Source organism: Ruegeria sp. E5, assembly GCF_056534105.1.
Genome location: NZ_JBQFPA010000004.1, coordinates 180,370 through 192,642, shown reverse-complemented (window position 1 = coordinate 192,642; position 12,273 = coordinate 180,370). Strand labels below are relative to the sequence as shown.

Sequence of the window (12,273 nt, the reverse complement as noted above, 5' to 3'; positions counted from 1 at the left end):
CTTCTCTTTGCCCATCGGTGATCGCATATTCCACAACCACAAATCTTGCTGAGTTGCATCCCGGACAAGCATTAGTCATATAGCAGGGAACTTCCGCGTTGAGAGGCGTCATGACCCAGTATCTGGATTTCGAAAAACCGCTGGCCGAGATCGAAGGCAAAGCTGAAGAGCTGCGCGCGCTGGCCCGTGCCAATGAAGAAATGGATGTGACCGAAGAGGCCGCCGCGCTGGATGCCAAGGCCGCCAAGCTTCTGGATGAGCTGTATGCCGATCTGACACCATGGCGGAAATGTCAGGTTGCACGGCATCCTGAACGTCCACACTGCAACGACTACGTGGACGCACTGTTCACCGAATTCACTCCTCTGGCCGGTGACCGGAACTTTGCCGACGATCTGGCGGTAATTGGCGGTTTGGCGCGGTTCAACGATCAACCCGTCATGGTGATTGGCCACGAAAAAGGCAGCGATACCAAGTCGCGGATTGAACGCAATTTCGGCATGGCCCGCCCCGAGGGCTATCGCAAGGCCGTACGCCTGATGGAAATGGCGGGCCGCTTTGGCCTGCCGGTAATCACCTTGATCGATACAGCTGGGGCCTATCCCGGCAAGGGGGCGGAAGAACGTGGCCAGTCCGAGGCGATCGCGCGCTCAACCGAGATGTGCCTAAAGATTGGCGTTCCTTTGGTGTCCGTAATCATCGGCGAAGGTGGTTCTGGTGGCGCGGTCGCCTTTGCGACTGCGAACCGCGTAGCGATGTTGGAGCATTCGGTCTACTCGGTGATTTCGCCCGAAGGCTGCGCGTCGATTCTTTGGAAAGATGCCGAAAAAATGCGCGAGGCCGCCGAAGCGTTGCGCCTTACCGCTCAGGATCTGCACAAGCTGGGCGTTTGTGACCACATCATCACCGAGCCCAAGGGCGGTGCACATCGCAACCGCCCGGCGGCGGTCGAAGCCGTGCGGTCTGCAATTGCCTCGATGCTGGAAGAGCTTGATGGGAAAGACGCGGCAGCCCTGATCAAGGACCGCCGTCAGAAGTTCCTGGATATCGGTTCGAAAGGGCTGGCGGCTTAACCCGTCAGCCACCCAACCGCTGCAACAGAGCCACCGAAGGCCGGCCAGTCACGGACAACCCGTTGGCGCGCTGGTAGGCGCTAATTGCCGCCTCGGTATTCTTGCCGATAACACCATCTGCGCCTTGTGTGTCATAGCCCGCGGATGTCAGGCGGCGCTGCAGTTCTTTACGATCCTCCAGTGTCAAACCGGTCGCATCCGGCCCGAATGACGCTTGGAACGGCGCGCCGCCAGCAATGCGATCAGAAAGATGACCTACGCCGATCGCGTAGCTGTCCGAATTGTTGTAGCGCTTGATCACCTGAAAATTGCGGAACACAGCAATACGTGGGCCGGGCGTCTGCGGTTGCAGCACTGCCGCCGGCGTGCCCGAAACCGTGCCGACTTCACCGCCCCAAGGCTGCCCTCGCACCCAACCGGCACGTGCCAGATAAGCAGCCGTTGACGCAAGTGAATCTGCTGGGTCATCGGACCAGATATCGCGCCGCCCGTCGCCGGTGAAATCGACTACATAAGCAAGGTAGGACGTCGGAATGAACTGTGTGTGGCCCATCGCTCCGGCCCAGCTGCCGGTCATGTTAGCCGGGGTCGTATCGCCCTCTTGAATGATCTTCAGCGCCGCCACCAGTTGCTTCTCAAAAAACGCTCCGCGCCGCCCGTCATAGGCCAGAGTCGACGTTGCCGAGATCACCGGCACATCGCCGCGCCGTGCACCATAACGGCTTTCCAGGCCCCAGACGGCCACGACGATTTCCTTGTCGACGCCGTATTGCGCTTCGATCTGCGACAAGGTCCCTGCGTACCGCACAAGCATCTGTTTGCCGGTGCTGATCCGCTCGTCCGACGCAGCAATCGCCAGATAATCCTCAAGCGAGCGTTTGAATTCCACCTGATTGCGATCGCGTTCGATCACGTCGGGTAGATATCCTGCGCCTTGAAACGCTCGGTTAAGGGTCGTCTGTGAAATGCCCTGCGACGCTGCCCGATTTTTGAAACTGGCCACCCAGGCATCCCATCCTGCGTTCGGAACCGCACGCATCCGCGAAGCCGGGGCACTGTTGGGTGCCGTGCCTGTGGAGCAGGCCGCCAACAAGGTTGACCCAAGCCCTAAGGAAAACACTCTTCGATTAATCATGGTTAAATCTGCTCTTGTTGTGATTTGCGTTCAGAATAGCGCAGCCCGGTCGCTCAAGCCAGCAAAGCGACATCCGAAATCAACTGAGTTGAGAGATGGGCAACAAGCCGCTCAGGTAACAAGCAGGCGCAAGCCCTGTGTCACATCCGAACGCACTGCTAGTCGCAACCCTGGCTCATCCCCGGCCTTGAGTGCTGCGATGATCAGGCGATGGTAGTGCGGTGGCTCGGTCCTCCGCAACCGACCGTATAGGGCACGCATGGTGGGACCCAGCTGCAGCCAGACGGTTTCGGCCATGGCAAGCATCGCGGGGGCCTGTGCGCGTAGATACAGCGTGCGGTGAAATTCCAGATTTGCACGGATATATCCCACCGCATCGCGTTTCGTGACCATCTCGGCCACTGCCATGTTGATGCTTTGCAACCGGTCAATCAGCGCCATATGCGCGCGCGGCAGGGCCCGGCTGGCCAGTTCAACCTCAAGCAGCGCGCGCAGCGCCGCCAGCTCCTCGATCCGATCGCGGGTGAGTTCCGGCGTTGATACACGACCGGACGTGGACAGAAACAACGCACCTTCTGCCGCCAGACGCCGCACCGCCTCGCGCGCCGGAGTCATCGACACACCGAATTCCTTGCCAATCCCGCGCAGCGTCAACGCCTGCCCCGGGGCAATCTCTCCATGCATGATACGGGATCTGAGGGCGCGATAAACGCGATCATGGGTTGCGGTATGAGACTCGGCGGGGCGTGAGGTTAACATGAGTTTATGTGATCACAAATCGCGCCGAGGTCAAGCGACGGAGTCGAAGCGATATCTGTGCAGTTCAGCCCCGTTGTCTCGCAGCCAACGGCGTGGTTCTTTGTAAGGGCCAAAAATACGCTCGACCTGCGCCCAGAACGCAGGTGAGTGGTTCATCTCGGCAAGATGCGCCACTTCATGCGCGGCCACATAATGGAGAACCTCTGGTGGGGCGAGGATCAACCGCCACGAGAACATCAACCCGCCCGCAGAACTGCACGACCCCCAGCGCGAACGCGTATCGCGCAATGTAAGGCTACTGTACGACCGCCCCAGCATCGCCGCGTAATCATCGCACGCACCGGTCAGACGATCGCGGGCAAGCTCTTTTAGAAACCGCGCTAGTCGCCGTGCTTCGGCAACGGGCGGAACCCCGATCGCATCGCCACTCAGCAAGACCCTCCGCCCCGATGCAGGAACGATTCGCCGCGCCGTACCCTCGATCGGAATGAACTGCCCTACTCCGACTGCTTCAAGGCTAGGTCGATCCTGCAGGTGCCCGCGGATCCAGCCCTCTTTCTGCTGTGCGAAATCCAGCGCTTCGGCTTCGGCCACTCCTGTCGGGTAGGTCAGCGTAACCCGTCCATCCAATTGGGAAATTCGCAAACTGATCCGCCGTGCGCGCGCCGATCTGCGCAGTGTCAGCGGCACCGGAGGTGTTCCGGGCAATGCGTGTCGCCCCATGGGTGGGCCTCCTTTGCGCAAAGGCTTTGACAGTGCCTGCCGCATGTGGCAGGTGACCTGAATCATTGATGAGATTCACCTGATATCAAGGGGATTTGATATGCCCAAGGAAGAATGGGGCGTAAAGCGTGTCTGCCCGACAACCGGCAAACGTTTTTACGACCTGAACAAGGACCCGATCGTCAGCCCCTATACGGGCGAGGTCGTGGAGCTGGACACCGGAAAAAGCCGGATGATCGCCGCGGATGCTGAAGATGCCGCATCGGTCAAGGCGCGCGAAGCGTCGTCGGACGAAGATATCGTTCTGGATGATGACGACAACGTCGATGTCGAACTGGACGATGATCTGCTGGACGACGATGACGATGGCGATAACGTTTCACTCGACGATATTAAGGACATGTCGTCAGAAGACGAAAACTGATGGATCCCGAGGCGGCCCCGCCGCCTCGACCCGGTCCGCGAAGTCGGTCTGAATTTTTTGCCGATTCCGATTTTAGGACTTGCACTCATCGACGGCGTCTCATAAACGTCCGTCCACCGTTACGACGGTACCTATATGGGGCCTTAGCTCAGTTGGGAGAGCGCTTGCATGGCATGCAAGAGGTCAGGGGTTCGACTCCCCTAGGCTCCACCAAATCCCCATGATATGCTTTGAACTCAATAACTTCATGGTTTTCAATGGTTTTCCTAAGGGTCTGTTACATTGAGGTGTTACAGTGAGGACTCTTGAGAAGATGCCTGGACACCCCCGTCTGTATCGCCGTGGATCAACCTATTATCACCGTGCAGCCGTCCCGAAGGACATTGCTGACTCGTACGGTAAGGTCGAAGAAACCTTCTCTCTACGCACCAAAAACAGGGCTGAGGCTCTCGTTAGGGTCCGTATCGAAGCAGCCCGCATTGACCGCCTGTTTGAGGGACACCGGAGAGCGCTGAGCAGGCAACAGGAGAAGGATGCGGAAGAGCCTCTGGAAGAACTCACCCTCATCCAGATAGCCCGGGCAAAGCAAGCCTACCTGCATCACCTCTTGGATGAGGACGACGAGGCTCGGTTGGAGGGCTTCGAGGACCCAGACGATCCAGACGAACCCATCGCCTATGAACCACGCCCAACCTTTGAGGAATGGCAAGAGGTCAACCAAGACATGAACGAGGTCAACCGAACCAACCTCGCTCGAGGTAAACGTGATGAGTTCTTCCGGTCTGAGGCCGACGAGGTTCTCACATGGGAAGGGATTGACTTGAAATTGGCCGAGGGTTCCCCAAGTTGGCCAAGGCTGATCAGGGCGCTTCAAGAAGCATCTGTGGAGGCCCATGAGGCGACGAAGGATAGAGACCTTGGCAACCCAGTTGCTACCCCGCCCTACCCGGAGGTTACCCCAAGCGGAACTGACGGTGGTACGGCGGGTCCTCTCCTGTCGGAGGCGGAAACGAGTTGGGAAGCGGAGAAGTCACGAGGCGCATGGTCACCCAAGGAAACCCAAACCTGCCACACTGACACCCAGAGAGTTTGAGCGGTTATTCCTTGAACACGTCGCCAAGTCCGGCATACCCGACCCCTCGATCCTGCCGATGATCAAGAAGGCAAAGCTCCGCGCTAACCGCCAAGACCTTACGCTCGACCAGGCCAAGCACATCCTCACGATCGCTGGCCGTGCCTTCAACGGCCGCTCCCAAGATGAGATCGACCAGAGCCGGGACGCTGCTCGGCTTGCTCTGGGGTTGGACCCCTATGTCAAACCCGAGATCACCGCAAAGAAACCCAAAGTCAGCCCCCGCGCATTACTCAACATGACCGAGGACAAGGTTGCTGACGCGATTGGCTACGTCGAGGCCACAGCGTCGGACACGGCTCGACGGCTCTACGCCAAGGCTATCGCTGAGAACGCTCGAGGTGGCCTCACGGCTCACCGGGTAGACCAGATCGCCAGACTTATCAATCTTCGATGAACCGTCATCACAACCAACAACAAGGACCCAACACAATGACATCCAAAACCAACCCAACGCCGGGACCACTATCCGACGACACCGAGGTCTGGCGGCGCACTCTGTCTATTCTCGCGGGCATCAAGCAGGTTGCAAGTGAGGTACGCTCCGAAGCTCGCCAGATCGAAGCGTCTTATCCCGATCAGTGGATTAGACCCGGCCATTGGGAGCGGGTTGATTTGGTGAGCGCTCTCAACAACGCTCACGCGGACTTGAGCGCAGAAGTTCGCGCAATCGCCCGTAGCCGTAACTTAGCCATGCCTGAGGGTTTGAGGTGACGATGGGCGAATTCACAACCTTTAATCACAGGTTTCAAGCGGCTCAGGGTGAACCCTGTGGCCGCCCCTACCTAAGCGATATCAGCTACGGCTTTGGATGTACTGTCAGTTGTTCACTTTCCGAGCGGCCTGCTTCGCGTCGTATTGCTTCCACAGCCCCATATGTCCGTTTTGCCGCGCGTTTGCCAGCCATAGCTTCTTTCGAGCGCCGGGCATTTCCATAGACCGGTACTGTCCACCGGAGAATTTTGGCCAGTCTATCGCTAGACCAAGTTTGACCATTTCAGCGGATAGATCACGGCCATCCTCAAGGTAGCACTTTGCAACAGTCCGTCCGTGGGTGTCTTGCTCGGTCACTTCGGCCCTAATTTTTTGACCCTTGCAAAGCGAAACGAGCGCCCATTTCGCCTTCTTACCATATGGATGGTTCATCTCGGGAGCATCGACGCCAAACAGACGAACCTGTGTTTTTTTAATGACCAGTGTATCGCCATCTACAACGTACGCTGAACCCGCTAGTATCGTGACGTCGGGTTTCGGTACCGTATGGTCTGGATCAAAACGCTCTGACTGCGACGTGCGCTGCCGTTGGTTCGTAGTCAATCTAGGTTTCTCATGCACACCTGACTGACTCGGCGGAGTAGTTGTATCGCCTGGCCTGTTACTGCGCATTGCCAAATACACAGCAACAGCCAAAACCAAACCCAAAACTATCAAGATTTCCATACGCTAGGTCTCCAAGAGTTAGGTCAATCAAATTTTTTTTGCACTGGATCGGGATCGAACCAAGCACACGTTCGGGTTGATATGCTAGGGACACCTCATATTCACTCAGGGTGATGTGACTGATTTACCCCGCTGAGCGAATTCACGCGTGTGACAACGAGGCATCTGATCTATGCTCATTGCCGCTCCCAGAATAGCAACTGGAATTTCAGTTGGTTGATGTTTTTCCCGTCTTCTAGAGCTGGTGGTGCAAGTTGGCGAAAACTCACATAGGAATGGCAGCTTTGCGCAAGCAATCCATTCGCAACGTCCAGATGTGCAACCCAGGGTGAAAAGTCTTAATAAATGATTAAGTGACGAACTATCGCGTGATGAGTGTGGAGCATGTTGAAGTATGACTGAGAACAAAGATCGCTTGACGGCTGAGGAAGCAAAGGGACTTCGGACCGCAAAGGAACTAGAAGGTCATCTCGCGTGGTTGGACACGTTTACCCCCGCAGCCTTGGGTGTCCTCGCCATCGCATCTGGTATCTACACCTATCTCGGTGTGTCCTCATTGCTCGAAGATAACGGTGCGGTATCTTTTTTCGCAGCCGTTGCGTACTCAATCGCGGTCTCTGTCGGCATCTTCGTCTTTTGGAGCTACATGCTCCGTCTACTGCCTTCGATGCGTACGGCTAGTGGCTTCATTGGTTTGACGATCTCCACGATTGTTGGCTCTGTCGCCATTATCGCCATGTCTAGCTGGCTGAATGCAGCCGCACTCGCAGGCTCGGCAGCTGTCGAACAACACTTGGAGAACACTGTCCGTGACTACCAAGCCGCTCTCGAGCAAGCCCACGACATAGCCCTCAGTGGCCAAGCGTTGGGTCGCGAGGTGGAACGCGCCCGCCAAAGTTTTGAAGAACTCGCTGAACTCGAGCAGTCCGGAGACCTTTCAGGTACCGCCGGTAGAGGTGCTGTATTTCGTGTGCTTACCCAAAAGGCTGAAGAGCTACGAAACCTTGAAGAGCAGATCGCAGCACAGCAGGAACCCATCGAGGAAGCCTTCAAACAAGGAAACGAAATCCTTGCGAAAATGCGCGAGCTTACCGTTGCACCCGGTCCAGTGGATCGCCGCTCGGTTCAGTTTTCTGGGGAAAGCGTGAAGTTGGCAGGAGTGATCTCGCGGCTCAACCAGTACAGCGTAGCACCACTTGTCGCCCGCGCTGCTGAGGACCTGCCATCCTCGGTAGTACTTCCCGAACTTGATGGACGCAGTTCCGACGTAAGAGATGCGCAATCATCGACAATTAACTCAGTTTTGAATGCGCTGGACCAACGCAGCAAGACACTCAAGAACGCTGCTGACGAGGTATTGGATATGGAGCCGCCTATCGAGACGGCCTACAACCCGATTTCCAGCGCCGATGCAGTAATCAAGTACGCCCACAACTTCGTACCTTCTTGGGCTGGAGCTATAGCCATCGACTTGTTGCCCGCCGTATTGGTGTTTGTGCTGGCTATCACACAGGCCGCAATCCGCAGTGGTAAGGACGGCATGAGCATCGAGGATACTCTGACGCTTTCTGACCTAAGAGCGGCAATGAACGCCATGAAGGACGTAGAGGCGACAATGGGCGTGGCAGACGCAGCTATCCTCAACCGCGCCACTCCACAAAAAGATGAAACGTGATGAGCCTGTTAAGCCGTCTCGATCCTCGTTCAGGGCTACGCTACGTTCTCATCCTACAGCTCGCTATTGCAGGCGTTCTGATAGCGTCGGACATTCTTGGTGTAATGCCAAGCCCGTTCAAGGAGCGTGTTCAACTCCCGACTGGTCCGATATCCCCCGGCGATCAACGTCGAGAGTATCGCACTGATCGTAGCGATCCGTCGCTTTTGCCGCAGGATGGACCTCTGGACGTACCCGTGCCAGAGGCTTTTCCGAACCGATTGGACTTCTCAGTTCAGGAAGTCGAAGGACTGGGTAGAATACTTCTTCTTAGCGGCCAGATAGGGGTGGACGACTCGGCCCGTTTCGCTTCGTACCTGTCCGACATGCAGGAGAAGCCCGACCTTGTGGCTCTCCACAGCCCGGGCGGAGTAGTTTCCGAGGCACTGTCCATTGGTAAGCAGGTGAGAGGCGCTGAGCTTTCTACCGCTGTTCTAGCTGGCTCGATGTGCGTATCGTCATGTCCTTACGTCCTTGCAGGCGGTGAGGAACGCATCGTCTCTCTTCGCGGCATTGTGGGTATGCATCAGCACTACTACGAACAGCCTCGCCTAATTCCGGCCGTCTTTGCCGTGGAAAGCATCCAGAAGGGGCAAGGAGAGACGATGCAGCACCTGATTGACTTGGGTGTGGACCCGTCACTGATGCTGTTCTCACTCAACACCCCACCCGAGGAAATCTATGCGCTTATCGAGGAAGAACTAGTAGATACCCGCATAGCAACCCAAATTATCGATTAACACGAGACACCGAGGACTTCGCCTTGTTCAAGAAGCTAACCATTGCCTTGGCATTTTTCGCCACTACTGCTGCCGCTGGTGGCCTCCAAGTACGCGACGCGGACACGATTGTCGTCGATGGCACTCCGGTCCGTTTGAACGACGTGGATGCGCCGGAGCTTGGCACTCGTTCTGGTCAGGATGCCAAACGCTGGATGGTGAACTTCCTACGCGGCAAGAACATCGAGTGCAGTCTCAATGGCGAGCGCACATATGATCGCTGGGTTGGTGTTTGTTACGCGGACGGACAAGACATTGGTGCTGCAGTGATTGCTGCGGGGCATGCTCTGGATTGCGCGAGGTACTCGGGTGGGCGCTATAGGCATTTGGAGACATCCGCGGCCAAATCTCGGTTGAGACGCGCCGGGTACTGCCGGTAGGTACAATCGGTGGCTGGAAAGCGGCCATTCAGGCGAAACCGCTGAAAGTCCGCTTAGAGCCCATACCTACCAAATGCTGCGCATAGCGCGAGTGACTGCTTTGGACTTCCTACGCTCGAATCTCTTCACGCATAAACTCGACAAAGGACTTAACACGCGGCTTTCGAAAGGCCGAAGGCAACTGCACGCTTTGGATCGGCAAAGTGCGGGAATGGAACTCCGGAAAGAGTTGCACAAGACGTCCGGTTTCAAGGTCGTCCCCCAAAAACACATCTGGGCATATGAAGATGCCGCTCCCTGCGCGCGTCGGAACGAGGCAGGCGGGAGGACTGTTTGCGAGAAATGGGCCAGAGACAGGCACCTGCACGGTTTGCCCTTCGATCTGGAAGGGCCAGCGGTTTGGATCCGGGTTGTTCGCATCTCGAATGCAAATGTGGTCCGAGAGTTCCGCAGGATGTGAAGGTGCGCCATGTTCTTCAAGGTAGGAAGGGGTCGCGACGACTTTCATATGCGTTTCACCAAGCTTGCGAACGACCAAACTGGAGTCACTGAGCGCGCCGATCCGTATTGCGATATCGAAACCGCCCTTGGCCAGATCGGCATAATGATCCGACAAGTCCAATTCGACCGTGACGTTCGGGTGTTGCTCTACGAAGCGGCTTGCTGCTTTAGCCACCGCCGTGTCGCCATAGGTAAGGGGCGCGGCCACACGAACGATGCCCTTCAAGCCCTCTGAAGCGTCAAACTCAGTCTCCAACTGCTCCATCTCAGCCAGCACTCGTCGCGCTCCTTCTAGATATCGCTCCCCCTCGTGGGTCAGCGACATAGACCTGGTGGTGCGATGGAGAAGATTCAGCCCAACCATGTTTTCGAGCTGTGCGACACGCTTGCTGACCAGCTTGTTTGAAATGCCAAGCCGTTGTCCGGCGGCGGCAAAAGAACCGGATTCCACAACAGCCACGAAGCTCTGCATCCCGTCGATCCGGTCCATAGAATTGTCTCCATTTGCGCGATACACACTCGCTCTTATCGCCATTTTATGGAGAAAAGACCATCGCTAAGTTCCTCTCAAGCTTAATCGCAGGAGAAAAGAACATGGCAGCGTCAGACGCCCCCATCTCAATAGGTCAGGTCGCCCTGACGGTGCGCGATCTGGATAAGACCGCCACCTTCTATGAAGACGTGATTGGCCTCGGCCTGATCGAACGCGACGGTGAAAGCGCCTACCTCGGCACCGAGGCTGGAACGCTGATCGAGCTGCGCCAGGACCGAAACGCCAAACCCTTTCCTAAAGAGGCGGGGCTGTTTCACACGGCATTTCTGTTGCCTTCCAAACAAGACCTCGGCGCATGGCTGATCTACGCGGATGAGCGCGGTGTTCGCCTGGACGGGGCATCCCACCACGGTGTCAGCGAGGCGCTTTATCTGAACGATCCCGAAGGAAACGGCATCGAAATCTATCGCGACCTGCCTCGCAAAATGTGGAAACGCGAGGGCGATACCGTCCACATGACAACGCACCCGCTCGATCTGAAATCACTCACAGAAGATGCCACACAGTGGCAAGGCGCACCACAAGGCACAGTCATCGGACACGTTCATTTACGTGTCGGTGATGTCAGCAAAGCAGCGAAATTCGTTACTGACGAACTGAGTATGGTTCAGACCTTTGAGCTGCCCTCAGCCCGCTGGTTCGGGTCCGGTGGCTACCATCACCACCTAGCTACAAACGCTTGGCAATCCAAGGGAGCAGGCTCGCGCTCTGCTGGGGCCACTGGTCTCACAAGTGTTGAGCTGTTGGCAGACCCCAAAACTCTCACGCCCGGCCGCAAGGTCGACCCGTGGGGCACTGAATTCACGATCAACTCGGCGCAAGCCTGCGCCGCGTGAATATCGTCAAATCAAACCAAGAGAGGACAACAACAATGACACCTAAAGAGCTCGTATTGGAGGCTGTAGCCGCCATTTTCGTCAACTTCGACGCAACCGCAGCCGAACAACTGCTGGCAAATGACTACATTCAGCACAACCCTGCTGTACCCACAGGTGCCGCTCCAATCCTGGGGTTTATCCCCGGTCTTAAGGAAAGCGGGATCGAGGTGGACATCCACCGGGTCATCACGGAGGGCGATATCGTCGTCCTGCATACCACCTACAACAACGCCCAGGCGTTTGGTGCAGACACCTTGGTTGGCTTTGATGTCTTCCGCGTCGAGGACGGAAAGGTTGCAGAACACTGGGACAACCTGACACCAATCACACCGCCGAACCCGTCGGGTCATACTCAGACCGATGGTCCAACTGAGATAACCGATCTGGATAAGACCGCTGAGAACAAGGCGCTGGTCACAGACTTTGTGCACACCATCCTGAAGGATGGCGACGTTGACCGGATAACCGAATTTCTGTCGACGGAGACCTACATACAGCACAACAGCAACATTGCTGACGGTCTGGACGGTTTGGGTGCGGCTCTTGCAGGCATGGCCGAGCAAGGCATCCAGATGATCTACACGGACGTCCACATTGTTGTGGCCGAGGGCAACTTTGTCTTCACCGCCTCCGAGGGCACGTTTGCCGACAAGCCGACTGCCTTCTATGACCTGTTCCGCGTCGAAGACGGCAAGATCGTTGAGCATTGGGACGTAATCGCGGACATCCCGTCCGAGATGGCCCACGACAATGGAAAGTTTTGATCGGGTGCCATCATGAAA

The 12,273-nt window shown here is 56.7% G+C and carries 15 protein-coding genes and 1 tRNA gene; 11 read left to right on the top strand and 5 right to left on the bottom strand.

What is annotated here, in order from left to right:
- The first annotated feature begins 110 nt into the window (after positions 1 to 110).
- Complete coding sequence (locus tag ACR0BI_RS15750; RefSeq protein WP_170395560.1) at positions 111 to 1,073, top strand: acetyl-CoA carboxylase carboxyltransferase subunit alpha; 963 nt, start codon at positions 111 to 113, stop codon at positions 1,071 to 1,073.
- Positions 1,074 to 1,077: 4 nt separating this feature from the next.
- Here ACR0BI_RS15750 and ACR0BI_RS15745 read toward each other — a convergent pair whose 3' ends face one another.
- From ACR0BI_RS15745 to ACR0BI_RS15735, 3 genes are all read right to left on the bottom strand, one after another.
- On the bottom strand, positions 1,078 to 2,208 hold the full coding sequence (locus ACR0BI_RS15745; RefSeq protein ID WP_480562770.1) for a lytic murein transglycosylase: 1,131 nt from the start codon (positions 2,206 to 2,208) through the stop codon (positions 1,078 to 1,080).
- A gap of 111 nt (positions 2,209 to 2,319) precedes the next feature.
- Positions 2,320 to 2,967 carry a GntR family transcriptional regulator gene (locus ACR0BI_RS15740; protein ID WP_170395556.1) on the bottom strand — a complete coding sequence of 216 codons (648 nt, stop codon included), beginning with the start codon at positions 2,965 to 2,967 and terminating at the stop codon, positions 2,320 to 2,322.
- 30 nt (positions 2,968 to 2,997) lie between these two features.
- Entirely contained in the window at positions 2,998 to 3,690 is a 693-nt protein-coding gene (locus ACR0BI_RS15735) for a M48 family metallopeptidase (protein WP_480562769.1), read from the bottom strand.
- Between the two features lie 100 nt (positions 3,691 to 3,790).
- Here ACR0BI_RS15735 and ACR0BI_RS15730 point away from each other — a divergent pair, with 100 nt between their 5' ends.
- The 5 genes from ACR0BI_RS15730 to ACR0BI_RS15710 all read left to right on the top strand — a co-directional run bounded on the left by ACR0BI_RS15730 (position 3,791) and on the right by ACR0BI_RS15710 (position 5,960).
- Positions 3,791 to 4,114, top strand: coding sequence for a TIGR02300 family protein (locus ACR0BI_RS15730; RefSeq protein ID WP_170402007.1), 324 nt, complete (start codon positions 3,791 to 3,793; stop codon positions 4,112 to 4,114).
- A gap of 137 nt (positions 4,115 to 4,251) precedes the next feature.
- A tRNA-Ala gene (locus tag ACR0BI_RS15725) sits at positions 4,252 to 4,327 on the top strand.
- Positions 4,328 to 4,409: 82 nt separating this feature from the next.
- The gene (locus tag ACR0BI_RS15720; RefSeq protein WP_480562768.1) at positions 4,410 to 5,207 is read left to right on the top strand and encodes a DUF6538 domain-containing protein; all 798 of its coding nucleotides are present in this window, start codon (positions 4,410 to 4,412) and stop codon (positions 5,205 to 5,207) included.
- Between the two features lie 58 nt (positions 5,208 to 5,265).
- Entirely contained in the window at positions 5,266 to 5,643 is a 378-nt protein-coding gene (locus ACR0BI_RS15715; protein WP_480562767.1) for a hypothetical protein, read from the top strand.
- A 35-nt stretch (positions 5,644 to 5,678) separates the two neighbouring features.
- Positions 5,679 to 5,960, top strand: coding sequence for a hypothetical protein (locus tag ACR0BI_RS15710; protein WP_480562766.1), 282 nt, complete (start codon positions 5,679 to 5,681; stop codon positions 5,958 to 5,960).
- A gap of 105 nt (positions 5,961 to 6,065) precedes the next feature.
- Here the strand turns inward: ACR0BI_RS15710 and ACR0BI_RS15705 are convergent, their stop codons facing one another.
- The gene (locus tag ACR0BI_RS15705) at positions 6,066 to 6,686 is read right to left on the bottom strand and encodes a thermonuclease family protein (protein WP_170659851.1); all 621 of its coding nucleotides are present in this window, start codon (positions 6,684 to 6,686) and stop codon (positions 6,066 to 6,068) included.
- A gap of 394 nt (positions 6,687 to 7,080) precedes the next feature.
- Here ACR0BI_RS15705 and ACR0BI_RS15700 point away from each other — a divergent pair, with 394 nt between their 5' ends.
- The 3 genes from ACR0BI_RS15700 to ACR0BI_RS15690 are packed head-to-tail and all read left to right on the top strand — an operon-like array spanning position 7,081 to position 9,559.
- On the top strand, positions 7,081 to 8,361 hold the full coding sequence (locus tag ACR0BI_RS15700) for a hypothetical protein (RefSeq protein ID WP_480562765.1): 1,281 nt from the start codon (positions 7,081 to 7,083) through the stop codon (positions 8,359 to 8,361).
- Positions 8,361 to 9,140, top strand: coding sequence for a Clp protease/crotonase-like domain-containing protein (locus ACR0BI_RS15695; protein ID WP_170659849.1), 780 nt, complete (start codon positions 8,361 to 8,363; stop codon positions 9,138 to 9,140). Before ACR0BI_RS15700 ends, ACR0BI_RS15695 begins: the two co-directional genes overlap by 1 nt.
- A gap of 23 nt (positions 9,141 to 9,163) precedes the next feature.
- A complete protein-coding gene (locus tag ACR0BI_RS15690; RefSeq protein ID WP_480562763.1) occupies positions 9,164 to 9,559 on the top strand; it encodes a thermonuclease family protein in 396 nt (131 codons plus the stop codon).
- A gap of 109 nt (positions 9,560 to 9,668) precedes the next feature.
- Here the strand turns inward: ACR0BI_RS15690 and ACR0BI_RS15685 are convergent, their stop codons facing one another.
- Positions 9,669 to 10,550: a LysR family transcriptional regulator gene (locus tag ACR0BI_RS15685; RefSeq protein WP_170379999.1), complete on the bottom strand. Its 882-nt coding sequence runs from the start codon at positions 10,548 to 10,550 to the stop codon at positions 9,669 to 9,671.
- A 104-nt stretch (positions 10,551 to 10,654) separates the two neighbouring features.
- Between ACR0BI_RS15685 and ACR0BI_RS15680 the strand changes: the two genes are divergently transcribed.
- Together ACR0BI_RS15680 and ACR0BI_RS15675 are read left to right on the top strand one after the other, a co-directional pair.
- Positions 10,655 to 11,449 carry a VOC family protein gene (locus ACR0BI_RS15680; RefSeq protein ID WP_170380000.1) on the top strand — a complete coding sequence of 265 codons (795 nt, stop codon included), beginning with the start codon at positions 10,655 to 10,657 and terminating at the stop codon, positions 11,447 to 11,449.
- A 35-nt stretch (positions 11,450 to 11,484) separates the two neighbouring features.
- The gene (locus tag ACR0BI_RS15675) at positions 11,485 to 12,255 is read left to right on the top strand and encodes a nuclear transport factor 2 family protein (RefSeq protein WP_170380001.1); all 771 of its coding nucleotides are present in this window, start codon (positions 11,485 to 11,487) and stop codon (positions 12,253 to 12,255) included.
- Positions 12,256 to 12,273: the final 18 nt, after the last annotated feature.